A 26,782-nucleotide genomic window follows, 5' to 3' on the forward strand; every position below is an offset into this window, starting at 1 on the left:
TTATGCCTCCTCTGCTGCTTCTTGGAGGTCTGCTGGAAGGCTGTGATGCAGCACGTACTCGTGTAACAGCTTGTAGATGGCCGTGTGGACTTTAAAGCGCGATGGTTTCCTTCCCGCCGATTGATAGACGTACTGCGTTGCAGCGTCGAGATCAACAGAACTAATGACGTCATCGAAACGGCCGTATTCGTTGAGGTGGGCTTCATCCACGTGTGCGGCGAGGATTGACCGCAGAAGGTCAGGATCAACGCCGATAGCGCGCACAATCTGAGCGATCTCGCGGTCTTGCTGTGAGAGTTTGTACTCGTTGATGTAGTCCTGCACGGCCTTACCAGGCTCAAGAACAGCATCGCCGGACTGGATGTCATGGAGCCAGCGGTTAGCAAAGACCTGGTCGTCGGCGCTTAAGCGTGCAAAGCCAGCGTGCAGGGCTGAGAGCAGCTCATCAAGTTCAGCCTGCGGCAGGCCGGCCTCAATAGCGCGTAAGTACTTCGTGTACTTCGCGTTGAGGTAGTCCGCGTCGATACGTGCAGTGTCGATGTGGGTGATGTGGACGTTGATGTCGTACGGCGGGCGGTCATCACCGTCTCCTCCGCCTGGCGCTGGCTCTTGTTCGCCGTCTGACCGATCAAGTTCCTTGTAGCGCGACAGCAGCGCAATGTACACCGGCTCGGTTAGTTCCACTGCAAGCTCGGTGTCGGCAAACTGGTAGGTTCCCTGCTCCCAGGTAAAGCCCTGGACCTGGGCTGCTTGGAGATGCTCGTACAGTTCGGGAAGCACCTGTGCGAACTCAAGGCGATCAGCTTCATCGTCTGGCAACCGAGAAAAGTCGTCGATGCCAGCAAAAAGCCGCTTGATGCTCGTAAAGCACTGGTTGATCTGCATGAGGTGCTCGTCAAGGTGATCGACGAACAGCCCAAAGGGTTTATCACCGGAGTACAGTTTGACAGCATCGTCGATGTTGCGCTGCATCGTGTACGGCTTGCGGTAGTAGCGAATTGAGCCGAAGGGCTTTTCGGGGCCAAAGACACGGTTGGTGCGCGAAAACGCCTGGATGATGTTCTCGTACTCGATCTCCTTGTCGAGGTAGAGCGTACTGAGCCACTTCGAATCAAAACCCGTGAGCATCTGATTAACGACAATGAGCAGGTCAATCTGCTTATCGTGTGTAAACGCCGGCGTGTTGTATGGCGCCTTGTGCGCCAGCCGCGCAGCAATATCGCGCTTAAAGGCATCATGCGTCGGCATGGAGAAATGCTGACCGAACTTTGCGTTGTAGTGCTCCAGCACCTCGATAAGGCCGTCTTCTTTTCTGAGCTGGTCTTCCCCGGTGTTGTCGATGTTCGGATCGAAGAGTGCAGTGACGCTCAACTGCGGGTAGTTGTCGCGGAAGATGCGGAAGTACTCAATAGCCTCAGGGATCGACTGCGTGGCCAAGATCGCATGAAAAGCACTGTTACGGCTTAAATGCACCCAGTGCTCGGCGATGTCAGAAGCGACAGCAGCACGGTGTTCTGGCTGATTGTATTGCGACATCGGAACAAAGTCCTCGATGCCCTTGTCATAGGAGCCATCTTCGTGGCGCACGCCCGCCATCGGGACCTGTGCCTTGTCCATGTACTTCAGAAAGACCTTTTCCTTCTTCGGATCGCGGAAGGCCTCCTGCTCATCGACAGCCTTGGCCTGTTCGAGCGCGACAGACGTGCGCACGTCATGTGCGCGGTAGGTCTCGACCATCTCAGGGTCGAAGCCGAGCACATTGCCGTCACGGATACCATCGGCAATGGAATAGCGGTGCAGCTCATCGCCGAAGATCGTGGCAGTAGTGGAATGCACTTTCTGATTCTCGTCGTGGATCGGTGTGCCTGTAAAGCCAAAAAGCAGCGCGTCCGGCAGCGTGGTCTTGATGTTCAGCAGCATGTCGCCGAAGGTGGAGCGATGTGCCTCGTCGATGATGAAGACGATGCGCTTGTCACGCAGCTTCTTTAGCACCGGCTCACGCAGCGTTTCAGCCTGCAAGTGGTGGAACTTCTGCAGCGAGGTCACGATCAGCACAGACGTGTCGTTAGTCAGCAGCCGAAGCAGCTCGTCAGCGCTTGCGGTGTCTGCAACGTCGATGGTGTCGCCACCATAGCTGCGGTAGTTTGCCAGCGACTGCGTGCCCAGTTCCACACGGTCAAGCAGGAACACAACCTTGTCGGCGTTTTTGGAGTCAGCGATCAGCTGCGCGGTTTTGAAGCTGGTGATGGTCTTGCCAGAGCCGGTGGTGTGCCAGATGTAGCCACCCCTGTTACCGCTACCCCACTCGTGGCTTTCCACTCGGTCAGCGATGCGGTGGGCAGCAAAGTACTGATAGGAACGCATGACCATGAGCACGCCGGCTGCGCGGTCTGTCACCGTATAGAAGCCAATGAGCTGGTGCGCCATCGGGATCGACAGCAGAGAGGTCACAACTGTCGGCCAGTCATTGATCGGCTCATTGTTGAAGTCAGCCCAGCTGAAGAAGAAATCCGGGTTGAACTTGCCCCCAGGACCGGGATTGGCGAAGTAGAGCGTCTCTGTCGGCGTCATGCCAACGAAGATCTGCACCAGCGAAAACAAGCCAGTGAAGACGCCCTCGTGGGCGTATTTGATGATTTGGTTCGTCGCCTGCGAGACAGGCACGCCAGAGCGCTTGAGTTCCAGGTGGATGACCGGCATGCCGTTGATCAAGAGCATGAGGTCGCCCCTACGCTCCGGCATGAGCTTGTGAGCTGCAGTGGAGAACTTCGGCTGCCGTGCGATCTGATAACAGGACTGTCCACCCGCGATCTCGCGGCGGTCGTAGATTTTGAGCGAGACTTCTTTGCCGAGGTTGTGTGCCTCGGGTGCATCGCGGGTAATGGCCACGCTGCGTCCGTTAATGAACTCATTCAGACGCAACGGCGTGCGCAGCTCAGTGATCTGCTCGATTATCTGGTCCATCTCAGACGACGTCAGCGGCACATCGCCGAGCCGGTCCTGGTCACGATTGTTGTTATAGAGGATCTCAGCCCAGTTATCGATAAGCTGGCGCTCAGTGGGGCGGTCAAGCACCTCATCCCAGCCGTGGCGGCCCAGCATGGCGACAACGTCGTCTTCGAAGCGGGCCTCATCTGTGTACGTCAGTGGTGTAGTCATGGTGGGCACTCCTTAAACGAACATGCGCTGCAGCAGCGCAGTCTTCGCTTGGGTGAGTTGTGTGATGTAGCGGTGCTCAGCTGTGATAAGCGCATCAAGGTTGGAGAAGACCTCACCGATAGCACGCTGTTCTTCGAGGGTGGGAGGGATGGAGACAGAGGTCTGGCCGATAGTTACACTGGTGAGACTCGGCACGCCAGTAGCCGTGTTCTTGGATTTCCAATCAATCCGCTGGAACTGTGCGAGGAGAAATTGAAGATTCGCTCCTTCGCGGGCTGTTATGTAGAAAAGCGTGTCAACCGTCCAAAAAGGCGCTCGAAGCATGTACGGTTTATCGATTGTTCCCTTGCGTCCGATTCCAATTGCATCGGTTTTGTAGGACAAGGCTCGGTCTACTGACAACATGTAGCCGCCAGTCCCATAAACAGGGATATCACCTTCGTTGAGATGCTTATAGTCCAGCCCATTATTGATAGCCGTGAGTTCGCTCAATGTTCGAGACTCCCACACCCCGCTGAACACACCAAGCCGCAGCTCCGGCTCATCAGCGCCGTCTCGCGGGAACATGCGCTGCATGAGCGCAGTCTTAGTCTGCTGTAGGTTCGCGAGCTTGGCGCGGTGTTGCTCGATAAGGGCATCGAGAACAGCGAAGAGTACACCGATGGCGCGTTGTTCTTCAAAAGAGGAAGGAATTTTTATCGGGAGGGTACGTACCTTAAAAGCATTGAGATTCCGCTGGGTTCCGGTTGAAATATGCACATCCCACTCTGACATCAACTCCATTTTCGCAAGGTGGGCGTACACAAAACTTCGAGTCGCGTCATTCGAAAAAACCATGTTGTAGAACGCCTGGCTAGTCGTGAGCTCCATTCCCGCAATTCCTACTCGCCCTACACTGGCGTACATTGCGAGCGAGATCGCCCCTGCCGGTATTTTCCAAGCAGCACTATTTTTCAGCCCAAGCTCGGTAATAGTTTTGTTCGTGTGCGTGATCACTCGATCTCTGATATCCGCAATCCCGAGAAAAGGAATATCCCCACCATAGAATTCTGGACGTGATTTGGATGGCGTCCCACCAGACCCCCCATACTCAAAGAGTTGTTCCAGAGTAGTGTCACCCCACTCACCATCGAACCCATCAAACCGCAGCGCTGGTGTGTTGTACTTAGTCACGCTGACCACCGCCCAGCATCTGCTTCAGGGCTGCGACAGCCTGCATATCCGCATTCAAGCCAGTGAGCTGGTCCAGCGATGCAAGCAAGCTACGTTCAGTGGTAGCGATATTCGCATCTAGCTCAGTCAGTGGCGTGGCGTACTTATCCTGCAAGCGCTGCACCTTGCTTACAAATTTGACCAGCGCATACTCGGGCAAAAGCTCTAGTTCACTCTCTAAAGCCTTGATCCACTTAGTGTTAAGAACTTTATCAATCTGTTCTGGAGTCAAGCTCTCAAGGACCGCGCGAGTTTCAGATTCCAATTCTTCAGAGGCTTCCTTCAACTGCGCTTTAACTACTGACTGACGGTTAACGAGTTCGTATGCTTCCAGCACTACGGACTCAATACTCCCTTCAGGCCATTGCATCCCCATGGGTAAAGTATTGACCGTTTTTTCAAGACCACCCTTGAGGAAGCTATCTCCCTTCGCGTTAAGCAGGCCTGCGTGCTTACGCTTGTCCTCATCGCTGAGATCGTCCACCAGTGAACGTAGCCCGTTCTTAATGGTCTTAGCTTCATCTCGAAGTTCGTTCAGAGCATCAGGTTGCGAGTTTGACTCTTTAATCTTCTTCTTCACGACCGTTTGACGATTCATGAGCTCTAAGGCACGAAGCAACACAGCTCCCATGCTTCCATCAGGCCATTGGATGCTCTTAGACAAGGTCGCTATAACGACCTCTAGACCTGACTTAGTGAAAGCATCACCCTTGACATTGAGCGCTTCATCCACATCAAGCTTGTCTTCTTCACTCAAGCCTTCGATAATGCCATTGAGCTGGGCTTTGATGTCTTCCGCTTCGTCAGAAAGTGAAGCTACCTTCTCGGCTAGTTCGGGCAAATACAGACTGCGAACAATGGCAAACGGGGCTACACGGCCTTCCCAGCCAGTTTGGACTTCTTCCTTCTTCTTGTTCTTCGTCTTCCACTCCATCACAGGGTCAATGACACGCATTGCATCCCAGCCCTCGGTCTGCAGGATCGTTAGATCATTGGCAATGACAAGCCACTTCTCATGTAGCAGCTGGTAGCCCTGATACTCATTGACCAGCGGCACCGGGGCCAGACGCGCAAACAGATCAGCCTTGATCCCATCCTCTGCAGTGTTGACTGGAACAGACATCGCGTTGTCAATGAGGTCTGTTCCCAAGGACTCAGCAAACCCATCGAGTGTCTCGTTCAATGTGTCTGCCAGTGCTCCGGCAGCAGTGTGCCCTAAGACAGTGTTGCGAATATCGTCAGTGCGGATAGTTGCGTAACCGTTGTTATTCTCATCGAATAACGCCTCACGGAGGCCCGGCAGCACGTCCCAGTACTCAGCGAGAGCGTCGATCTCGCTAACGGGAATACCGCCATTGATGGTGGCAAAGAAGTCCACGGACTCCGGCGGCAGTGTTGCAGAAACGTAGCGCGGAATATTCAAGTTGTAGTCGTTGTCGCGAATCTCATCGCGAGACACAACACGTGCGAAGTGCTCTACGTCTCGGCGCTCATAAACAGTATCAACGATGCGCTCGATGTCACGCGCGCGCAGAAGGTTGTTCTTGCCGTCTTTAATAAAGCCCTGGGATGCGTCAATGAACAGCACGTCATCGTGACTGCGCTGCTTCTTGAGCACCATGATGATGGTCGGAATACCTGTGCCGTAGAAGATCGAACTCGGCAGGCCAATGATGGTGTCGATGTTATTGGCCTCGATAAGGCGCGTACGGATCGTCTCTTCTGCCCCACCACGGAAGAGCACACCGTGCGGCAGGACAATGGTCATAATGCCGTCTGGCTTGACGTGGAAAAGTTCGTGCAGCAAGAAGGCGTAATCAGCCTTATTCTGTGGCGCCAGACCATACTGCGTAAAGCGCGGATCGGTGTCCATGCCCTCTGGCTCCCACTTCTGCGAATAAGGAGGGTTCGATACAACAGCATCGACAAACAGCGGGTCATAGGTGTTTTTCGGGTCAGCCTCGTCAAACATCGGCCAGTCGTGTTTCAGGCTGTCTCCGTTACGAGCGACAATGTTGTCCGTCTTAACACCCCGCATAACCAAGTTCATACGCGTGAGGTTGAAGGTATTGTCTTTGAGTTCTTGGGCGTAGTACTTGATTGCATCTGGATCACCCATATGACGTGCAACGGCCTGGCCGATATTCAGCAGCAGCGAGCCAGAACCAGAGGTCGGGTCGTAAATGGTCAGGGTCTCACGGCCTTGGGTGTGCGCTGCAACAATTCGGCTCATCACCTCAGAGACCTCGTGCGGAGTGTAGAATTCGCCGGCCTTTTTGCCGGAGTTAGCCGCAAACTTCGAGATCAAGTACTCGTAGATAAACCCGAGCACGTCGTAGCCTTGGGCACCATCAGTGGGGATGTCGTTGATAAGGTCCAGCAGATCCTTAATCGCCTTGGTCTGCGAGACAGCACTACTACCCAGCTTCGACAGCCCTGTTTCTAGAGTGCGGAAGATGTCTTTGAACACGTGGCTGCGGCTCGGCAGGATGAGGCGTTCAAAAGCAGCGAGTGCATCACGCACATCAGCAACGTTGAAGTCACTACCGGCAGCACGCCACGTCGAGTGAAGGTTGTTATACGAGATGAAGTAGCCCAGCCGGTGCTGTACGAACTCCACTGTTTCGGGGTCGTCTTCGACGAGCACCTCAGCAAGCTCGTCAGGTTCGACGTCGTTGGCGTACATGAGTTGCTCGACCTGATCAGAGAGGAACTTATAGAAGATGAAGCCGAGAATGTAGTCCTTGTATTCCTGCGCCTCGATCTTGGAGCGCATGGTGTTCGCAGATTCCCAGATGCGCGATGCTAATTGTCGTTTATCCATGATGCAGTGTCTGTTACCTGTCAGTATTAAATCGCACCATCGCTTAACGCCGCCAAAACTGTTGAAGTGTCACCAACGTACATGGTGCAGGATTTTGAGCCTAGTGCACCATCTAGTGCACCAAATGGCGATTTCAGCACAAAATGAAGAAGGCCCCTACCAGCGTTTCCACTGGTAGGGGCCTTGCTCTTAGTAGCGGGGGCAGGATTCGAACCTACGACCTCTGGGTTATGAGCCCAGCGAGCTACCGAGCTGCTCCACCCCGCGACGCTTGCGAGTACAGACTCAACCAATTCCTTGGCTGACCTCTGTCTGCAACATCGACTAGCCTAACAAGGCTCCATACAAAAGCAAAATCGCCCGCTGGCCTGCACTCTTCCATCGAGCGCTGCGACCAACGGGCGATCAGCGGGCTAGCTACTGGGTCGCCATCCGGTCACCCAGCCTGCCCCTACTGCTGGGACTGCAGCTCGCGGACGGCCTTATCCAGCTCGTCGAGCGCCTTACCGAATTCCTCGAAGGAGCCGGACTGGCGGGTGCGGTTGACCTTGTCCATCGCATCCCGGACCTTGGCGGCAGCGTCGCCCTGTGGCAGCTGACCAGCCGCCCCGGAGCCCTGCTCCTGGCCCTTGTCCTCGTCCTTACCGGACTCGCCTTCGTCCTTCTTGTCGCCCTTGCTTGGATCCACGACGCTACCGTCGACCTCCTCCAGGTCCGTGGCGGCAGCCGGGTCGATGCCCACCTGCTCCAGGGCCTCGGCGATCGTCGGCGCGTAACCGACCTGACCGTTGTAGGACACCAGGACGCGCAGCAGCTTCGGGAACGCGGACTCCTGGTCCTTACGCTTGGAGTACACCGGCTCCACGTAGAGCACCTGGCCGTCGCCCACCGGCAGGGTCAGCAGGTTGCCGTTGATGACGTCGTTGGTGCCCTCAAGCAGGGTGCGCTCACGGGCGACCTCGTCGGAGGACATCATCGTGTCCTGTGCCTGCTTCGGACCCTGGGTCTGCGTCTGGGTCGGCAGCACGCGCACGTGGATCTTGCCGTAGCTCTCCGGGTCGGAGGAGACGGTCATGTGCGCAGCCAGGAACTCACGACGCAGACCACGGAACGGGGTGATCAGCTGGAAGCTCGGCTTGCCCGTCTCCGGGTCGGCGGCGACCACGTAGTACGGCGGCTGCGCCAGCTCACCCTTGTTCTCCTTGGCGGTCGGGTCGGAAGGCACAGACCAGAAGGCGTCGTTCTGGAAGAACACGCCCGGGTCACTGACGTGGTAGCGGGCGATGAGCTCGCGCTGCACCTTGAACATGTCACCTGGGTAGCGCATGTGCGCCATCAGCTCGTCGCTGATCTCGGACTTCGGCTTCACGACGTCCGGGAAAGCGCCACGCCAGGCCTTCAGCACCGGGTCCTTCTCGTCGAACTCGTAGAGCTCGACGGTGCCGTCGTAGGCGTCGACGGTGGCCTTGACGGAATTACGGATGTAGCTGACCTTGTCGGTGACCAGCTGCTCACGGCGGACACCATCGGGGTTGGTGGTGTCCGTCGTGGTCTCCGTCAGGCTGGTGCGCTCGGAGTAGGGCAGATCCGTCAGGGTGGTGTAGCCGTCGACGACCCACTTGATGCGGCCGTCGATGACGGTCGGGTAGGTCTTCGAGTCGGTGGTCAGCCACGGTGCAACCTTGTGCACGCGCTCGCGGGGGTCGCGGTTGTACAGGATGCGGGAGTCCTCGCCGATGCGGTCGGTGAGCAGCAGGTTCATCGACTCGAAGTGGGCGGCGTACATCAGGCGGTTGAATGGATTATTGACGTCCACCCCGCCCTTACCGGTGTAGGTGTAGTTGCTGTCCTCGGTGTCGTACTCCAGCGGGTTGCCACCGGTACGGCCGACGATGGCGTAGTCCGAGTTCGGCGTCGGGTTGGAGGCGATCAGCGGGCCGAAGTAGATACGCGGCTGCTTCAGATCCAGCTCCAGCTCGCCACCCTGGCGACCCCGCTCCAGGGACTGCAGGTCGGCGACGGTGTAGACCGGGTAGCCACCGCGGGCGGAACCGACGTCGCGGGCCACCTCGTCGACCTTGCGGGCCGGGGCGGCGATGAAGCCGTTGCCGTGGGTGTAGACGGTGTGGCGGTTAATCCAGTCCTGCTGGTTACCTTCCAGGGTGTTCGGGTTCAGCTCACGAGCGGCGACGACAAAGTCGCGCATCTTGCCATCAACCTCGTAGCGGTCCACGGCGAGCTCATCGGAGAAGCCGTAGAAGTTACGCAGCTGCTGTTGCTGGGTGAACGTCGGGGACAGAACCTGCGGGTCGAGAAGACGGATGTTGGAGAGAGTGACGTCGTCCTGGGCGATGGAGCGCTCCGCCTTCTTGCCGCCCTGCTTGGTGCCCCAGTTCCGCTCGTAGGTGACGTTATCGTCCCCGAGTCCGTAGGCGTGGCGGGTGGCGTCGATGTTGCGGGCGATGTACTCGCGCTCCTTCTCCGCGCGGTTCGGCGCGACGGAGAACTGCTCCAGGATTGCTGGCCAGGCTACGCCGGCGACCAGGGAGGTCAGCAGCATCAGGGCCACGGCGAGCGCCGGGATGCGCAGGTCCTTCATCACGATCGTGAGGAAGAACAGGGCGGCGACGAAGATCGCGACCACGAGCAGGACGATCTTCGCGGGCAGCACGGCGTTGATGTCCGTGTAGGAGCCACCGGTGAAGGTGTCGTGCTGGCGGTTGAGCAGGTCGTAGCGGTCGAACCAGTAGCCCACAGCCTTCACGATCATCCAGATACCCGCGATGATCGCCAGCTGGCGGCGGGCCACCGGGGCGACCTTGGCCTTCTCCCCCACCCGCGGGTTACCGGTGGTGATGGAGCCCAGCAGGTAGTGGCCAATGCCGTTGACGAAGAAGGCGATGATGATGATGAAGCTGAGCATCCCCAGGATGAGGTTCAGCATCGGCAGGTTGAACGCGTAGAAGCTTAAGTCCTTGCCGAACTGCGGGTCCTCCACCCCGAAGGAAGAGGAGTTCCAGAACAGCATCGCGCGGCGCCAGTTGCCCTGCGAGACCAAGCCGACGACGATGCCCGCCAGGATCGGCAGCCACACCAACATCGGTCGGACGGTCTGCCGGATCGTCGGTCGGTTCGCGGCCAATGGCGAGGCCGAGCCGAGCGACTCCAGGCTGGTCGGCCCCTTGCGGTAGGCGGCGAAGGCCGCGAGCCAGACGATCGCCCCCGCAACCAGACCGAAGATCAGGAATAGAATCACGCGGGTCACGATGACGCTGAAGAATACGCCCTGATATTCCAGGTCACGGAACCACTGCCAGTCCGTGTACGCACCAACCACGATGGGCACCAAGAAGAACGCCACGCCCAGCGCCATGACCAGGCCGGCGATAATCTTGGAACGGCGCGAGGGCGTGAAATTTGCAGATGAGGCGCCAGATGGAGGCTGTGCCGACATACTCAAGGGTTCACTACTTCCTACGCAGAATCAGATCTAACAGTCCAGGATACGTAGTAAAACTTCCCTCGCGAAATGAGTTTTTGCCCCTAGCGATGCTGGCTGCCGCCACATATGGGGCGGCGGGCTAAACTCGCGGCCATGAACCTCAACGATGACCGCATCTTGAACGCCGCCCTCATGGAGGCCGTGGACTTCATCCAGGCCGAGGGCTGGGATCGCCCCGCCACCCTGTTCGCCCTCGTTCCGACGGAGCTGGTCGCCGACGCCCTGGAACTCACCGAGGACCGCAACCCGCTCTCCCTGATCGTGCAGGACGACCTGCCGGAGCACATCCGCCCCGGCTCGGAGGAGCTGGGCGAGTTCGTCGCCTCCATCCGCTGGCCTGCGCAGGTGGTGGGCGCGATCCTGGCCCAGGAGATCTCCTTCGTGGACTCCTCCCTAGGCGAGGACGCAGCCCCGCAGCAGGCACGACTGTTCAGCGGCATCTTGGACGCGGGTGCCCGGGACGGCGCCGCGGCGGCGGGCGATGGTTCCGAGCGCACCTTGCTGCAGCTGCGCCCGACCGAGGAGGAGCTCGCGGCCGATCCCTTCGGCCAGGACCGCGTGGAGCTGCGGGGCGGGGAGGATATTGCGCCGGGCGTGATCGCCGCGCTGCGCGCCACCTTCGTGGACTAGGGCCTCGCTAGGGCCTCGCTGCGCCCTAGCTGCAGGTGTCGAAGTCGCCGCCGGAGCGGATGCCCTCCAGGTCCTTGACCGCGTCCTCGAGGGAGTCGACCTTCACCAGCTTCGGCCCGGCGTCCTCCACCGTGAGCGCCTCGGCGCAGTTACCGGCGGGCACCAGGAAGTATTCGGCCCCGGCGTCCGCGGCCGCGCGGATCTTGTGGGTGATCCCGCCGATGGCGCCGACCTGGCCGGCAGCATCGATGGAGCCGGTACCCGCGACGAACGCGCCACCCGTCAGATCTTGCGGGGTGAGCTTGTCCACGACGGCGAGGGAGAACATCAGTCCCGCGGAAGGGCCGCCGACGTCCTGCAGGTTATAGCGCACGCGGATCTCACCCGCGGGCTGGGATACAGAAGTCACGCCCAGGAAGGCGGAGCCCTGCTCGGCCCGCTGGAGATGCTTCGGTGGCTCGCCGAGCGTGACGGTCACCGTCTCCTCCTTGCCCTGCCGGTCGACCAGGACGTCGATCTCGTCGCCCGGTGAGTGCTCGCCGACCACCCGTGCGAGCTCGTCGGGGGTGGTGATGGTTCGGCCGCCAACCTCGCGGATGACGTCGTTGACCTTGATCTTTCCGGCTGCCGGCGCGTCGTCCAGGACGTCGATGACGGCGGTTTCCAGCGGCTTGTTGAGATAGTTCATCGCCGCGGTGGTGGCGTTGGATTCCGAGGCAGCAAAAGCCGCCTGGTTCTGCTGCTGGACTTCCTCGGGAGACTTATTCGCGGGGAAGATCTGCCCGATCGGCACGAGGGTGTCGTCGGTGGTCAGCCACCGGGCGAGCGCCTGGCCGAGCGTGAGCTTGGTGTGCACGGAGACGGTGGTCATGTTGAGGTGACCGGCGGGTTTATTGGTCTCCGCACCGGTGATCTCGACGACCTGCTTGCCGCCCTCCTCGCCGAGGGTGTTGAAGGTCGGCCCCTTGCCCTCTGCCGCGTAGGGAACCGTCAGGTCGATATCGGTGCCCGGGATGCTCGGCAGGCCAAGCAGGGTCACCAAGACGACGACCGGGGCGGCGCCCAGCGCGATCGTTCGGTTGCGACGGTTCCAGATTTTCATCGTTCATACCCTACCTGCTCGTGGGGACTGCTGGGTTGAGGCGAGGCCGGGCGGTGGGTGCGGGGTGACGTCCTCAATATGGAAAGGGTGACGGGAAGCGATGGCGGGACCGTTCGCTCACAGCACACGGAACGGGCGGTTTTTGGTGGGGCGCTGTCCGCTGCGATCAGTAAGGTTGTTGGCATGAGTAATTTCGGCTTCGGCATGCACCCCAATAACAACGGTGGCAACGGCGACGACAACGGCCGCGACGATGATGACCACAAGGATGGTCAGAACGGTGGCGACGGCCGTGGCGGCCAGGGCGACGGTCGAGGCAATAATCCTTTCGAATTCCTCTTCGGCAGCCCGGGCTCGGGTGGTTCTGAGCAGTCGAATCCCTTCGGCGGTGGCTTCGGCGGCGGGAATCTCGGCGACCTGCTGAACCAGTTCGGCTCGATGTTTAGCGGCTTCGGCGCGGATCTGAACAGCACGGGCGCAGATGATGCTGTGAACTATTCGATGGTGGAGCGCACCGCTCGCCAGCACATCCGCAGCAAGCAGCAGGCCAGCGAGGGTGGGCAGCACCCGTTCGGCGGTTTGTTCTTCGGCTTCGGCGCTGGCCCCCAGCGCGGATCGGGGTCCAGCACGCCGAGCCAGTCGGATTCCCAGGCCGTGGCGGAATCCGTGCGACTCGCGGAGCTGTGGCTGGACGGGGCGACCACGCTGCCTGCGGGCGCGACCGGCTCCGTCGCCTTCGGCCCGGAGCAGTGGCTGGAGGAAACGCTCGAGACGTGGAAGCGGATCTTCACCCCGCTGGCGGAGAAGCTCGGCGAGGCCGCGATGGGCGAGATCCCGGAGGAGATGCGGGATCAGATGGGCCGGTTGGCCGGCATCATGCGCCAGGTCAACGCGATGAACTTCTCCATGCAGTTGGGCCACACACTCGGCGAGCTGGCGACGGGTGTCAGCCACTCCACGCAGTGGGGTATGCCACTGGCAAGCGGCAACGTGGCGGCTGTGGCGACCGCACAACTGGAGTCCATGGCCGAGAAGCTGGGCACGGATAAGCGGGAGGCGCTGATCTACCTGGCGACCCGCGAGGCCGCACACCACCGCCTGTTCAAGCACGTCCCGTGGCTGGCCGAGCGCCTCATCCTGGATGTTGAGGAGTTCGCCCGCGGGCTGGCGCTGGATACCTCCGCGATGGAGGAGGCGATGCGGGAGTTCAACCCGGAGTCCATGAATGATCCCGCAAAGATGCAGGAAATGATGGCTCAGATGCAGGGCCAGGACCTCTCCCCCAAGGTCGTGTCCGCGAACGCGCACGCCCGCGAGCGGCTGGAGACTAGCCTGAGCCTCGTGGAGGGCTGGGTGGACTACGTGGTCGGCCAGGCGCTGGCGGACCGGATGCCGAATGCGTCGATCCTCACCGCGGCGTGGTCCTCTTACCGCAACACCGAGTCCCCGGAGATGGAGGCGCTGAGCAAGACCGTGGGCATTTCCCTGCTCGCGCCGCGCGCCAACGATGCCGCTGGTCTGTGGCACAAGCTGGACGAGGCCGTGGGCGCGGAGAAGCGCGACGGAATCTGGGATCACCCGGACCTGCTGCCGCTGGCCAAAGACCTGGACAACCCGGCTGGATTCATCGGCAAGGTGGCCTTCGACGGCGAGGACGAGGACTTCGACCCGATCAGCGAGATCGAGAAGCTGGAGGCGGAGCTGAACCGCCAGGGCGGGCCGCGCGAGGAGCGCACCAACCGCCGCCGCCCAGAGCAGGACGATAAGCCGGATAAGGGCTCGGAGTCTGAGGACGACGAGGACGATTAAGGCTGCGGTTCCGGGCCGTCGCCCGGGCAGCCCCAGCGCTGATAGGCCTCAAGGTAGCCGCGGGCCCGCTCGAGCTGTGGCGCGCGGCTAGCCCAGTGCCAGAAGTCCGCACCGTGGTTGGGGATCCACGTGTGCACGAGTTCGTGGATGATCACGGAGTTCAGGACGTAATCCGGCACCTGTTTAAGCCGGTGGGAGATGCGGATGCGCCCGGTGCTGGGGGTGCAGCTGCCCCAACGGGTGGTCATGTTCTCCACCCAGGTGATGGACGTCCATTCCGCCTGGCCGCCTAAGTATTTGTCATTCAGGGCCTCGGCCAGGGCCTGGAGTTGCTCGTCGCTGCGCTTGTGGTTCGTGGCGCGGGTGGCTTTCTTTTCTAGCCGGGCGATGAGCCCCTCCCCCGCGGCCACCAGCCGCTCCAGGCCCATCGCGGCCGGAGCCAGCATCACGATTGTTTGCCCTTCCCAGCGGGCGGTGATGGTCTTCTTCCGCCGCGCCGAGAGCCGCACCTCCACCGGGCGGGCCGGGGTGCTGAGCCGCGCGGCGGCCTGCTGGGCCTTGCGTTGCGTGGCGGTGGGCTGGGCTCTGGTCATGGAAGCACATGTTAGCCGCCGCGCTTGTCGCTAATCCTTCGCGGTTTCGCACTTTGCCCACGCCCCGGTGCCCGCGTGGCTAGAATTCTGCGCAGACACAGCACGCGGGCGGCGGGGGCCGCCCGGGCGCGGATCGGGCCGCGCCTCAGGGGAGCTGCAGATCCGAGGGGGAATCATGGTGCACGCAACCGCCGAAAAAGCCAGGCCGCAGGGCTCGCGAACCGCGAATGCCACAGCCAGCTCCGGTCCGCCTGCCCGGATGGTGCTCCGCCCGGGCACGGCGGTGCTGCTGCGGCCAGACCGCAGCATCCAGTTCGGTATCCACCCCGGCAACGCAGTGATCCTCCCGGTGCCGGCCGCCGTGGATCCCGGCCAGGTGTTGCAGGTGATGATGCAGGCTCGCGCGGGCATGACCGCCGAGGATCTCGCCGCCACCCTGGGCTACTGCGGCTTCACGTCTGTTGAGGCGGGTTCCATCGCCGAGGAGCTGGCCCGGGCCGGGGTACTGGTCGCCGCTGAGGATCAGGCTATCCCGCTGCTGCGCTTCGGCAAGCCCTCCCTGGCCCTCGCCGATGCCCTCTTCACCCACGGTGTGAAGGTGGACTGGTTGGAGGCGCCACGCACCACCAGCGAGGCACGGTCCGGGCAGGTCACCACCAGCCAGGGGCGTACGGCCCGCAAGGACGTCCTGATCCTGCCGGGCGGGCTCTTCCCGCCACCGGATGTGCAGTTCTGGCTGCACGAAAAGCTCATCCCCCACTATCCCACCGGGGTGATCGACGGGTACCTCACCTTCGGCCCACTGATTATCCCCGGGCGCACCGCCTGCCTGAGCTGCATCGACCAGGCCTACCTGGAGCGCGACGCACTGTGGCGCAGCACCCGTGCGCAGGCCACTGCCCGGCCGGTCAGCTACACCACTGCGGAGCACGGCCTGCTGGCGGAGATCACCACCCAGATCATCCGGGAGCACATCATCCCCTGGCGCGATGCCGGCTCGGACCCAGCCGCGCTCCCACCACTGCTCACCCAGCGGCAGTTCTTCGACACCACCGGTTTCGCGATCCAGCCCGAGGAGGTGCGGCGCGAACCGGAGTGCGTGCTGTGCCGCATGGCAGAGGCTGGGCTCGGGCTGGATGTGACTCGCTAGGCTCTGCTGCCCCGGCTCCCGGCTTCGGAGCGCACCTGCACCACCAGCCGCGGCAGCCCTATCCCGGTCGTAGCACCCCTCCCCTGCCCACCCAGCTAGCCCGCGGGCACCATTATCCCGTGGCGTAGTTCGCGGTGATGGCGAGGACGTCCTCCCCGAACTGCTCGATCTTCATCGGCCCCACGCCCGGGACCTGGATGAGCTCCTCGGGGCTGGCGGGCATCCGCTGCGCGATGGCGAGCAGCGTGGCGTCCGTGAACACCACGTACGCCGGAACACCCATGGACTTCGCGGTCTCCAGCCGCCACTGCCGCAGCTCCCCGATGACCACCTGGTCGGTTTCCAGCGAGTGCTGCCCGCAGCGGCCGAGGATCTTCGCCTCCGGAGTGGACAGGGGCGTGCCACAGACGGCGCAGGCGTTCTTCGGGGCGCCCGTTTTCCGACGACGTCGCGCCTGGTCCAGATCGATGGCCAGTTCGCCGTCGTCCTCGTCCTCCCACGGCACCAGGTCGTCGAGGAAGCGGGTGCGCACGCGGGATTGTTTGCCGCCCTCCTGCCGGGCGAGGGCCCACGAGAGGTGAAGGTGCTCTCGGGCGCGGGTCACGCCGACGTAGAGCAGGCGGCGCTCCTCCTCGATCGCGTCGGCGGCACCTGCGCCCTTGAGTGCGTGGTGGATCGGAAACATGCCCTCGTAGAGGCCGACGAGGAAGACGGCGTCCCACTCCAGGCCCTTGGCCATGTGGACGCTGACCAGGGTCACGCCCTGCACCTTCGGCGGATTCTTGGAACGCACCCGCTCCTGCAGCATGCCGATGACCCCGAGGTAGCTGATCTGCGGGTTCGCGGTGAGGATCTCCTCGATCAGCTCCACCAGGGCGTTGAGGGACTGCCAACGCTGGCGTTCCTGCGCGCCGCTGGGCTCGGTGGCGGTGAGTCCCACCGGGGCGAGTGCCGCCTTCGCGGCGTTGAGGATCTCCTCCCGGGTCTCCGGGCCTGTGCTGTCCGCGCCGGTAGCGCTGGCTTGTCCGCCAGCGCCGCCTTGTCCGCCAGCGCTGCCGGGTCCGCCGGGTCCGGCATCCGGCCCGCCGCCTGGCCCGCCGCCTGGCTGGCCGCCGAAGTTCCGCGCGCTCTTCGCCAGCGCCCCCAGTCCCTGGCGAATCTCAGCGCGGGAGAAGAACCCTTCTCCACCCTTGACCTGGTACGGAATCCCGGCCTCTTCCAGGGCGTACTCGAGGGCACCGGCCTGGGCGTTGATGCGGTACAGCACCGCGATCTCGGCGGGCTGCACGCCCTGTTTGATCAGCTGGGCGATCTTCTCCGCCACCCCCTTGGCCTCTGCGACCTCATCGGGGTACTCCACGAACTCCGGCTCCGGGCCGTCGGGGCGCTGGCCCTCCAGCTTCAGCCGGGTCCCGGCGGCCCGGCCCTTGGCCTTGCCGATCACCTCGTTGGCTAGCTCCACGACCTGCGGAGTGGAACGGTAGTCCCGGTGTAGGCGCACGGTCGTGGCCTCGGGGAACTTCGTGGTGAAGTCCAGCAGGTAGCTGGGGCTGGCTCCGTTGAAGGAGTAAATGGTCTGGTTGGCGTCGCCCACGACGGTGAGGTCGTCGCGCTCGCCGAGCCAGGCATCAAGCAGGCGTTGCTGCAGCGGGGTGACGTCCTGATACTCGTCGACCACGAAGGTGCGGTACTGGGAGCGGAACTCCTCGGCGATACCGACGTTGGACTCGATGGCGGCGGCCATATTCAGCAACAGGTCGTCGAAGTCCAGCAGCATGCCCTCGGGCGTGGCCTTGAGCTGCTCGTAGTTCTTAAACACCTTGATGAACTGCTCGGGGCTCACGGGGCAGTCGCGGCGCTCCGGCACCATGACCTTCGGGTAGTCCTCCGCGACGACGAGGGAGGATTTGCACCACTCCACCTCGCCGATCAGGTCCTTGAGCAGCGTAGTGGTGGGATCCAGGCCCGCACCTCGGGCGGCACGGGACATGAGCGGGAACTTGGAGTCCACGAGCTTCCACGGCAGGTCGCCGGCGTATTTCGGCCAGAAGTATCCGAGCTGGCGCATGGCGGAGGCGTGGAAGGTGCGGGCTTGGACGCGCGCGACGTTCATCATCGCGAGGCGTTCCCGCATCTCGGAGGCAGCCCGGGAAGTGAAGGTCACGGCCAGCACCTGGTCGGGGTTGACGAAGCCGCCATCCACGAGGTGGGCGATGCGGTGGGTGATGGTGCGGGTCTTGCCGGTGCCCGCTCCCGCGATGATCGCGACCGGCCCGCGGGGGGCGGTTGCTGCGCGTAGTTGTTCCGGATCCAGGTGGTCCCTGGTCTCCAATTACTCTCCCTCCTCGAGGTTGCCCATGCCGCGGACGTAGAGGATGCGGTCTCCCGGTTCGACGGTCTCGGCTTCGGCGGAGTCGATGCGGTACAGCGCGCCGGAGCGGACGATGCCAAGCACGATGTCCTCCAGCACGCGCGGGTTGCCGCCGACCTCTTCTTCCTTGGCGGGGCGTTCGGCGATGGAGAAGCCCTCGTCCGGGGAGAGCAGGTCCTCCATCATTTCAGTCACGGATGGGGTGACGGTCGCCAGACCCATGAGGCGGCCGGCGGTCTCACTTGACACCACCACGGAGTCCGCGCCGGACTGGCGCAGCAAGTGGGAGTTATCGGATTCACGCACGCTGGCGATGATGGTGGCCGAAGGCGCGATCTCTCGGACAGAGAGGGTGACCAGCACGGCGGTGTCGTCCTGGTTCGGGGCGACGACGACGGCCCGGGCGCGGTTCACACCGGCGAGTTTCAGCACGTCGGAGCGGGTCGCCGAGCCGTGGACGGTGACCAGACCCTGGGCGTTGGCGAGGTCGAGTGCTTCCCGGTCGAGGTCCACGACCACGATCTGGGATGGGGAGACGCCGTCGGCGAGGAGGGCTGCCACGGCAGACCGGCCCTTCGTGCCGTAGCCGATGACGATGGTGTGGTTGCGCATTCTTTTCCTCCAGCGGCGGATCATGAAGGTTTGGCGGGATTCCTTCGTCAGCACGGTCAGCGTCGTGCCGACCAGCAGGGCGAGGAAGACGATTCTTAAGGGGGTGACGATCAGGGCCGTGATGAGGCGTTCCTGCTGGCTGACCGGGGTGACGTCGCCGTATCCGGTGGTCGACAGGGTGATCGTTGAGTAGTACACCGCGTCGATGAAGGTTTCGATGCCGGTGTATCCCGCCCTGCCCCGGTAGGTCAGCAGCGCCACCCCGAGGATGAGGCCGAGGGCGTAGAGCATGCGGCGGCCGATGAGCCGCCAGGGGCTGCGGTATTCCTCCTCCGGCAGGCGGAGGATGTTGAGCAGCGCGTGCGGCGGGAGACCGTCAAGTTCGCCTTCCGTCTGGAAGCGTTCCCGCATTCTAAACCGCATGACTTCCTATCCTCAGATGGGTTTCGTGGGGTGGGTTCGTGCCCTGCCCCAGCAGTTACTGGACGCCCGGCCCGTGGGTCGGCCCGCCCCTGCCCCGAGGCTCGGGGCGGGTTGTCGTGAACCATCAAATCCTAGGGCTTAGGACTTGTTCAAGCCTAGCCGGGCAATGAGTTCTTCTTCGTTCGGCAAGTCTTGCACGTAGTGGGTGTGCTGGGTGCGCACATAGAAGAACGCGGTGCGCACGTTATCCACCGGCACCTCCACACCCAGCTGGCGGCTCAGGATTTTCGCCCAGGCCAGCCGGTAGGCGGCCAGCTGGAGCTCGGCATTCTTCATATCCCGGCCGGTCGGCATCTGCCCAGTCTTCCAGTCGACGACGAGCCATCCCGCGGCGGGGTCCTCGCCTTCGTGGAAGACGGCATCCATCCGGCCGTTGAAGACGAATCCGCCGATGTTAACCAGGTAGGAGCCCTCAACCGACTCCGGGGTGCGCTGCGCCCACTCGGAGCCAAGGAACTTGTTTTTCAATTCCTCGAGCTGCGGGTCCTGGAGGGTGGCGTCGGAGGCGCCGGGCATTTCGTCCTCGTCGAAGAGCATGGCTTGGTTGTAGTGCTGCTCCACCCAGTTGTGGAAGGCCGTTCCGCGCTTGGCGTAGGGCTGGGGCTGCATCGGGATGGGGCGACGACGCCGCCGTGCGAACTGTTCCGGGTCCTGGTTCATCGCGACCGCTTGGGTTGCGGTGAGCATCGGGTCGAGTGGGACCTCCACGGCGGTGAGGGTGCGCTGCTGGTGCTCTTGGATCAGCAGGCGGGTTTCCTCGTCCCATTGGCGGGTCAGCATGTCCTGGCTGGCGGCAGATTCAGTGGCGGAGTCACCGGTGGTTGCCGCGCCGATCGCGTCAATGACCATGCCCGCTCCGTCGGCAGCACCAGGTCTGCTGGCCAGTGGCGCGGGCTGCGGCCAGCTGGCCTGCTCGCCGTCGGCTTCGGCACGGCGACGCTCAAGCGCATAGTCCTCGCGCGCGATGAGCTGCTCTGGCGTGGGATAGAAGTAGTGGTCGATCTCGGTGGCGTTGCCCTTCTCCACCCTCGCGGCATCTGACTTACTTGGCTTGCGCCCCAGGTCGGACCAGGTGTGCACACTCGCCCCTGCCAGGGGCGCACGGGAATCGGTGATGCGGTTGCGCAGCAGCACCAGGTTCAGCGAGGGGTCCACGGCGGTAACGCCGGAACTATACGCGGAGCCACTCACCAGCAGCACACGTTCGGTGCGGGTGATTCCCACGTAGAACAGCCTCTCGCTCTCCTGGGCCTCCTTGGCTTGCAGCTGAACTTTGAAAGCATCAGCAGCCTTGGTGAGGTCCGCGCTCTTCTCGGCGTGGCTAGCGTCATAGAGCGGGTAGCCGCCCGGTTGGCCTTCGTTCTCAGCGTCGCCGCGCAGACTGGAGGGGATGCGCTCGGCCTTATGAAGCCATTCTTCAAGCCTGACGCCTGGGGTTTCGGCGTCGAAGAAGTTCTTGCGGTGCGCATAAGGTACGGCAACGATGTCCCACTCCAGCCCCTTGGAGCGGTGGACGGTGAGGATCTGGACGGTATCGGTTTTCGCCTCGACCTCGCCGGGTTCCAGGCCGGAGTCGTGCTCGTGGGCAGCGCGCAGGTAATCCACCAGGATCGACGCGTTGGAGCCACCGAGCTGGGAGAAGCTCTGGACGATGTCCGCGAACTCGTCGAGGTGGCTGGTGCCGATCGAGTCATCCGGGTTGCGGTGCCAGCGGGTGAGCACCTCGGTGCGGATGCCGATCATGTCCTCGATGTCCGCGATGAGGTCCGGCAGTGGCTTGGTGAGGCAGTTGCGGCGCAGGTGGCCGAGCTCGCGGGAGAGTTCGGCGATGGCTCGCGCACCCCGCGGGCTCATCCCTTGCTCTTCGGCATCCGCGAAGTCCGCGATGGCGTCGGCCAAACCAACGGTGGCGTCCGCGGGGTTGGGGATCGCTTCGAGGAGTTGCTCACGTAGCGGGGATTCGAGGCTCTTCAGCTCCTCGTAGGCGGGATTGTGGATCCACGGGTCCTCTCCCCCGGCGCTGGTCGTGTCCTGATTGACCTCTCCTGGGTCGGTGTCCCCCTTGGCGCGGCGCTGGAGCTGCTGAGCGCGGCGGGCGAGGATCTGCAGGTCCCGAGCCCCGAGGTTGAAGCGCGGGCCGGTGAGCAAGCGGAGCATCGCGGGGTCATCCTCCGGGTCGACGAGGGCGCGCAGGGTGGCGTAGACATCCGCGACCTCGGGGATGTCCAGCAACCCCGCCCCACCAGTGAGTTCCACCGGCACGCCCTTGGCGCGCAGGAGCTCGAAGATCGGTAAGGCTTCTTTGTTCTTCCGCACGAGCACGGCCGCACTGAAGGGGTCAACCTTCTCCCCCGATACGGCGGCGGCCTCCTTGCGCTTCTTGAAGCTCTCCCAGCGCTGTTGCAGCTGGTCGGTGAGCCATTCGAGTTCCTGGTCCTCTTCGTCGAAGAAGGCCACCTGGATTTCTCCATCCTCGGCTCCCGCGCGGGGCTTCAGCTCGGAGACGGTGCGGTTCTCACCCAGAGTGCGGGAGGAGACGACGTTTGCGAGTTCCAACACGGAGGCAGGGTTACGCCAAGAGGTGGTTAGCTCGAGCTTTTGGGCGGGTTCCCCGCGGAAAGGGAAGTCGGTTTCGAAGTTCCCGAGGTTGGAGGAGGTCGCCCCGCGGAAGCCATAGATCGCCTGCATGGGGTCGCCCACGGCGGTGACGGCGAGTTCGTCGTCCTGCCCATCCCCGAAAAGGGAGCGCAGCAGCACGCGCTGAGCGTGCGAGGTGTCCTGGTACTCGTCCAACATGACCACGCGGAAGCGTTCGCGCTGGGACTGGCCGACGATCGCATGCTCGGAGGCGAGCTTGGCGGCGAGGGTCATTTGCTGGCCGAAGGTGCGCACATCGAGTTCCTGGAGGCGTTCCCAGTACTTCTTAACCCGGGGCAGCAGGTCGAGGCGCTCCTGGTTGGCGTCGCGGAGCTTGTAGGCGTCCTTGGAAAGCGGCTTGCCCACGCCGTGTTCGACCTGCTGGATGGTATCGATCAGCGCTTCGGTTTCGCCACGGACGTCCTTAAGTTCTGCGAGGTGGTTATCCATCTCATCGGAGAGCCTGTGGATGAAATCGATCACGGTGACCATCGAGCGTGAGGTTTGCATCTCGCGGTCGTGATCAAGGAGCAGCTGACGGGTGATCATCCATTTTTCCGCGTCGCTGATGATCCGCCCGCTGGGTTCCACGGGGGCAAGCAACCCGTACTCCCCGACGATGTTGCCGGCGTAGGAGTCGTAGGTGGAGACCGCGGGCGAGATGTTGCGCAGCGCTTCGTGGCGCGGGTCGTCGGCTGGCAGCTGCTCGCGGAAGCCGCTGCGGGCCAGCGTTTCCAGCCGGCCGCGGATACGCTGGCCAAGCTCGTTGGCGGCCTTGCGGGTGAAGGTCAGGCCCAGGACGTGTTCGGGCAGGACGTAGCCGTTGGCGACGAGCCAGACCACGCGCGCGGCCATCGTTTCGGTCTTGCCGGCGCCGGCACCAGCGACGACGATGTAGCTGCCCTGCGGTGGCGCGCTGATGACTGCCGACTGTTGCGGGGTAGGTGGGTAGGGTTGTTTGAGCCACCGGGTGGCGAGTTCCTCGGGGCTGATGATTCCGCCGGCTGGTTCCTGCATTGCTGCCTTTCGCTGCTGTGCGCTGTGCGGGGTCGGGTGCTGGGCGTTGTGTGTGCTCTCGGAGCGTGGCTGGTGCGGGCTCATGAGCTCACCACGGTTTTCCCGGCGTCCTTGGCCGGGCAGATCAGGTGGTAGCTGCAGTACTTGCACTGTGCATCGCCTGGGGTGGCTATCTGTACGGGCTCGCTGATTTGCTCGGCGGCGGCGAGCAGGTTCTGCCTCGTCTCGGCGAGCTGCTCGGGAGAGAAGTCCGGCTGACTGGACTTCTTGAGCTTCCCTTCGCTGGTGGCGGGATAGATCAGGTGAGCACCGTATGCTTGCTTGCCGCGATTCACATGCACGAGGAATTGATAGGCGCCGAGCTGGCGGCTGGCCTGGGCTTCGGCCGCAGTTTTGGGGGTTTTCCCGGTCTTGAAGTCGTAGACAACCACCCGGCCGTCCGCATCGGTGGCCATGAGGTCAATTCGGCCGCGGAGAAAGACCTCCTCCCCAGTGGGCAGGGTTCCCAGGGTGGTGTCGAGCTGCTGCTCGACCTCCCATTCCGTCCCCTCGGTTTGTGTGCACGTCTCCGTAATCCAGCTGTGGAGGTTCGCGATGCCCTGCTCCCAGCGTTCGAGTGCTGCGTTGACTTCGAATGCTGGTCCCACAACGGCCCATTTCAGTGCGGTGCGCGCGGCGTATTGGGCGTCTTCCAGGCTGAGGTCTTGTTGGACGATGGCCTGGGCGATGGCGTGGACGACGGTACCCACCCGCATGGGGTTGGTTTCCTCCTGCGCCCCGCGGTTGTCGTCGAAGAAGGTTTTGAGCGCGCAGTTATCGATATTGTCCAGCTTGGAGGGGCTCAAGGAGACCCCTCCGCGCCGGTCGGTGACCCGCTCCATGGTGGTGGGTTCAGCCATGCCCCACCAGTCGACAGGGTGGCTGCCGAAGATCCCGGCCTCAGCCATCGCGGCGAGGTTGCGTGCGGCGGCAACCCGGCGGTGGTGCCGCTGGGTGGGGTCGGTAACCACGTCGCGCAGTTCGGCGATGAGTGGCTCGAGAGCGAGCACTCGTGGCAGGGCGCTGAGCTGTTCCGCTGGGCTCAGCTGGTCCGATGAACTCAGCTGCTCGGCCGGGCTGGCCTGCACTGCAGGCCCTCCCTGCTGCGCGGAGTCCCCCAGTTCCAGGCCCAGCCCAAGCTCCCCCTGCACGGGCTCGCCCGGCGTGGCCTCCTGACCCACCGGATCTTCCTGCTCAATCTGGTCCACGGTTCCCAGCGGCACAGCTGCTCCCGGCGCGTCGGTGATCTCCTCCACGAAGCGGGAGGGCACGCCGTTTTCCACGCTGGCGTTGTCGATACAGGTCACCAGGGTGCTTCGAGTAGCCCGCGAGATAGCGACGAGGAAGAGCCTCCGCTCCTCATGGACAGCACTCGCCACCCGCGAGACCCGCGTGCCGGGCTCAATCCCCCGGTCCAGCAGATCAACGAGTTCCAGCTGGCCGAAGAGCCCGCCCACGGTGGGCCCGGCGGGCCAGCTGCCTTCCTGCACGCGGGTGACGACCACGGTGTGCCACTGGCGACCCACGGCGGCGTGGGCGGGCAGGATCTCCACGGCGTTGCTGGCGACCCCGCGCTCACGGCCTCCGGTGGGCAGCTCCTGGGCGCGGACTTCCTCGCAGAAGGTGCGGATCGAGGCGTTGGGGTGGCGTTCGACGAAGTCCCCGGCCATGTCGAAGAGCATCATCACCGAGTCGAGATCCTGGTCCGCCTGCGAGCCGAAGGTCCCGCCGCGCAGGGCCCGTTCCTGCAGGCGGGTGTCCAGCCCGGTGGCCTTCCAGATCTCCCAGAGCACCATCTCCACGGATTGTCCCGCCCGTTGTGCCTCCCTGCCCGCGGTGAGGACGTCGCTCATGTCCTGCAGGATCTGCAGCTCGCGGTTGTTGAAGCCCGCGGTCCACTCGGCGGCGTCCTCCGCGCTGGCGGTGCCGTTGAGCAGGGTGCTGAGTGCGTCGCTGGACTGGAATGGCAGGCCCGCCGTGTTCTCCGGCACCGGCTTGCCCTGCAGGCGTTGGCGGGCCAGCGCTTGGGCCAGCACGCGCTCGAGGCGGCGCACCATGATCGGGTCGGCGCCACCGACCATGGATTCCATGAGTACCCGCACCTCGGAGTTCTCCAACGGCCGGTAGGTGGCCTCCAGTGCGGTGAGCAGCAGCCGGATCAGGGGCTGTTCCGCGAGGATGATGGAGGTCTGATCGACCCGCACCGGCACCCCGTGGGTGAGCAGGGCTCGCCGGATGGGTGCGATCTCCCCGACCGAGCGCACGATGACGGCCATGTCCTGCCAGGCCACACCGTCGCGGACGTGGGCGCGGCGCAGGGCGTCGGTGATGTGCAGCCGCTCGGCGGTCCCGGAGTTCGCGCGTAGCACTCGGATCGGCTGGTTCCGTTCTCCCGCGGCACCAGACGTGGCCCTAGCGCGGCCTGCATCCGGCGCGACCAACTCCCCTGCCGTTGCCTCAGCTTCCTGGGCCGCCTCAGCGCCCTCAGCCACGCGCAGCGGGATGCGGGTGTCCACGTGCGGTAGGTGCCCGGTCAGGGCATTGATGGCACGTGCGGTGGGAGCTCCAAAGCGTTGGGAGCCGCTCAGGACCACACGGTGATTCTCGTCGGCGGCGTATTTGCTGAGTAGCTCCTCATCGGCCCCGCGGAAGTGGAATACACACTGGTCGGGGTCCCCGGCGAGCACCACCCGCGTTTCAGGAGTGAAAAACTGCTCCAGGAACTCGGCAGCCGCCGGATCCAAATTGTGGGCATCGTCGATGAGGATCAGCCGCAGCTTCTCCCGCCACCGGTCGAGCTGTGCCCGCCCCGGACCATCGGCCATCTCCTGCAGCGTGGTGTGCAGCAGTTCGGAGGCGTTCAGGCTGATGGACTGGGCCAGCCGTCTCGTCTGGCGGTACTCGTCGAGGAACTGCCCAGCCCCCACCCACATCGGTTGGTCGTACTTCTCCCCCAGCGCGGTGAGCTCGCCCGGCCCCACCCCGCGCTCCTCGGCGCGCAGCAGCAAATCGCGTAGCTGGCGGGCGAAACCCACATACCCCAGCGCTGGTCTGATGTGCTCCGGCCAGGCTCCCGCACCGTCCTCCACATGCCCGGCCAGCAGCAGCCGCACATCCGCATCGTGCTCGGCACCGGTGAGCAACCGCGGTGCTTCCCGGTCACTGGCCAGCAGCATGCTGCGCAGCGCAGCGAAAGCCCACGAGTGCACGGAACGCACCGGCGTGCGCGTCGCCGCGAAGCTGCTCATGCTTGCCAGCCTGGCCACCAGCTGGGTGTTCACGGCCGTGGCGGCGTCCTTGGTGGGGGTGACCACCATGACCTCCTCCGCCGAACCACCCGCGGCGAGGAAGTGGACCAGCGTGTCGACGAGCAGGCTCGTCTTGCCTGTCCCCGGTCCGCCTAGGACGGTCCACGGCGCGGAGCTATCGATGCGCTCATCGCCGGTGACGATGGCCCCGGCAAGCCCGTCCCACTCGTGGCCTTCCTCCCCCACCCGGCGGGGCGGCTGCAGCACGACCTTCGCCGCCTCGCGAGCCCCCAGGCGGTCCTCCGGCGTGCTCGGGGAGGCCACGGCGGTCGGCTGTTGATTCTTGGCTGTGTCCGTCATGCCATCAGTATGGCACCCGGTGCAGACACGCCCC

General features: G+C 63.3%; 13 protein-coding genes and 1 tRNA gene. 3 read left to right on the forward strand and 11 right to left on the reverse strand.

The window, feature by feature from the left end; genetic code table 11:
• From QP413_RS02135 to QP413_RS02155, 5 genes are all read right to left on the reverse strand, one after another.
• A complete protein-coding gene (locus QP413_RS02135) occupies positions 1 to 3,159 on the reverse strand; it encodes an HsdR family type I site-specific deoxyribonuclease (RefSeq protein ID WP_284780360.1) in 3,159 nt (1,052 codons plus the stop codon).
• Between the two features lie 12 nt (positions 3,160 to 3,171).
• Positions 3,172 to 4,332 carry a restriction endonuclease subunit S gene (locus QP413_RS02140; RefSeq protein WP_284780362.1) on the reverse strand — a complete coding sequence of 387 codons (1,161 nt, stop codon included), beginning with the start codon at positions 4,330 to 4,332 and terminating at the stop codon, positions 3,172 to 3,174.
• Positions 4,325 to 7,195, reverse strand: a complete 2,871-nt coding sequence (locus QP413_RS02145; RefSeq protein ID WP_284780364.1) for a type I restriction-modification system subunit M — start codon at positions 7,193 to 7,195, stop codon at positions 4,325 to 4,327. Before QP413_RS02145 ends, QP413_RS02140 begins: the two co-directional genes overlap by 8 nt.
• A 193-nt stretch (positions 7,196 to 7,388) precedes the next feature.
• Positions 7,389 to 7,462: transfer RNA gene (locus QP413_RS02150), tRNA-Met, on the reverse strand.
• A 184-nt stretch (positions 7,463 to 7,646) separates the two neighbouring features.
• Positions 7,647 to 10,649 (reverse strand): UPF0182 family protein, encoded by a 3,003-nt coding sequence (locus QP413_RS02155; protein WP_284780477.1) that lies wholly within the window; start codon positions 10,647 to 10,649, stop codon positions 7,647 to 7,649.
• 141 nt (positions 10,650 to 10,790) lie between these two features.
• On the opposite strand from QP413_RS02155, the gene QP413_RS02160 reads away from it, so the two are divergent.
• The gene (locus QP413_RS02160; protein ID WP_043951981.1) at positions 10,791 to 11,327 is read left to right on the forward strand and encodes a PPA1309 family protein; all 537 of its coding nucleotides are present in this window, start codon (positions 10,791 to 10,793) and stop codon (positions 11,325 to 11,327) included.
• Between the two features lie 25 nt (positions 11,328 to 11,352).
• On the opposite strand, the gene QP413_RS02165 is transcribed toward QP413_RS02160, so the two are convergent.
• Entirely contained in the window at positions 11,353 to 12,429 is a 1,077-nt protein-coding gene (locus QP413_RS02165) for a PDZ domain-containing protein (RefSeq protein WP_284780365.1), read from the reverse strand.
• Positions 12,430 to 12,612: 183 nt separating this feature from the next.
• Between QP413_RS02165 and QP413_RS02170 the strand changes: the two genes are divergently transcribed.
• A complete protein-coding gene (locus QP413_RS02170) occupies positions 12,613 to 14,238 on the forward strand; it encodes a zinc-dependent metalloprotease (RefSeq protein WP_284780367.1) in 1,626 nt (541 codons plus the stop codon).
• Here the strand turns inward: QP413_RS02170 and QP413_RS02175 are convergent.
• Positions 14,235 to 14,831 carry a M48 family metallopeptidase gene (locus tag QP413_RS02175; protein WP_284780369.1) on the reverse strand — a complete coding sequence of 199 codons (597 nt, stop codon included), beginning with the start codon at positions 14,829 to 14,831 and terminating at the stop codon, positions 14,235 to 14,237. The genes QP413_RS02170 and QP413_RS02175 overlap by 4 nt on opposite strands.
• Before the next feature lie 175 nt (positions 14,832 to 15,006).
• Between QP413_RS02175 and QP413_RS02180 the strand changes: the two genes are divergently transcribed.
• Entirely contained in the window at positions 15,007 to 15,981 is a 975-nt protein-coding gene (locus QP413_RS02180) for a hypothetical protein (RefSeq protein WP_284780371.1), read from the forward strand.
• Between the two features lie 112 nt (positions 15,982 to 16,093).
• Here QP413_RS02180 and QP413_RS02185 read toward each other — a convergent pair whose 3' ends face one another.
• The 4 genes from QP413_RS02185 to QP413_RS02200 all read right to left on the reverse strand — a co-directional run bounded on the left by QP413_RS02185 (position 16,094) and on the right by QP413_RS02200 (position 26,748).
• Positions 16,094 to 18,313 (reverse strand): ATP-dependent DNA helicase UvrD2, encoded by a 2,220-nt coding sequence (locus tag QP413_RS02185; RefSeq protein ID WP_284780372.1) that lies wholly within the window; start codon positions 18,311 to 18,313, stop codon positions 16,094 to 16,096.
• Positions 18,314 to 19,387, reverse strand: a complete 1,074-nt coding sequence (locus QP413_RS02190; RefSeq protein WP_012359758.1) for a TrkA family potassium uptake protein — start codon at positions 19,385 to 19,387, stop codon at positions 18,314 to 18,316. It lies immediately after the preceding gene.
• A 138-nt stretch (positions 19,388 to 19,525) separates the two neighbouring features.
• Entirely contained in the window at positions 19,526 to 23,185 is a 3,660-nt protein-coding gene (locus QP413_RS02195) for a UvrD-helicase domain-containing protein (RefSeq protein WP_284780373.1), read from the reverse strand.
• Positions 23,182 to 26,748, reverse strand: a complete 3,567-nt coding sequence (locus tag QP413_RS02200) for an ATP-dependent DNA helicase (protein WP_284780375.1) — start codon at positions 26,746 to 26,748, stop codon at positions 23,182 to 23,184. The genes QP413_RS02195 and QP413_RS02200 overlap by 4 nt, the downstream gene beginning before the upstream one ends.
• Positions 26,749 to 26,782: the final 34 nt, after the last annotated feature.

The sequence above is a fragment of the Corynebacterium sp. UMB4614 genome (genome assembly GCF_030217065.1).
GTDB lineage: Bacteria > Actinomycetota > Actinomycetes > Mycobacteriales > Mycobacteriaceae > Corynebacterium.

What these genes read in the sequence shown, in the direction of transcription:
- QP413_RS02190 (WP_012359758.1), bottom strand. Translation starts at nt 19,387, where the DNA reads ATGCGGTTTAGAATGCGGGAACGCTTCCAGACGGAAGGCGAACTTGAC.
- QP413_RS02135 (WP_284780360.1), bottom strand. Translation starts at nt 3,159, where the DNA reads ATGACTACACCACTGACGTACACAGATGAGGCCCGCTTCGAAGACGAC.
- QP413_RS02170 (WP_284780367.1), top strand. Translation starts at nt 12,613, where the DNA reads ATGAGTAATTTCGGCTTCGGCATGCACCCCAATAACAACGGTGGCAAC.
- QP413_RS02195 (WP_284780373.1), bottom strand. Translation starts at nt 23,185, where the DNA reads ATGAGCCCGCACCAGCCACGCTCCGAGAGCACACACAACGCCCAGCAC.
- QP413_RS02165 (WP_284780365.1), bottom strand. Translation starts at nt 12,429, where the DNA reads ATGAAAATCTGGAACCGTCGCAACCGAACGATCGCGCTGGGCGCCGCC.
- QP413_RS02200 (WP_284780375.1), bottom strand. Translation starts at nt 26,748, where the DNA reads ATGACGGACACAGCCAAGAATCAACAGCCGACCGCCGTGGCCTCCCCG.
- QP413_RS02160 (WP_043951981.1), top strand. Translation starts at nt 10,791, where the DNA reads ATGAACCTCAACGATGACCGCATCTTGAACGCCGCCCTCATGGAGGCC.
- QP413_RS02155 (WP_284780477.1), bottom strand. Translation starts at nt 10,649, where the DNA reads ATGTCGGCACAGCCTCCATCTGGCGCCTCATCTGCAAATTTCACGCCC.
- QP413_RS02145 (WP_284780364.1), bottom strand. Translation starts at nt 7,195, where the DNA reads ATGGATAAACGACAATTAGCATCGCGCATCTGGGAATCTGCGAACACC.
- QP413_RS02180 (WP_284780371.1), top strand. Translation starts at nt 15,007, where the DNA reads ATGGTGCACGCAACCGCCGAAAAAGCCAGGCCGCAGGGCTCGCGAACC.
- QP413_RS02175 (WP_284780369.1), bottom strand. Translation starts at nt 14,831, where the DNA reads ATGACCAGAGCCCAGCCCACCGCCACGCAACGCAAGGCCCAGCAGGCC.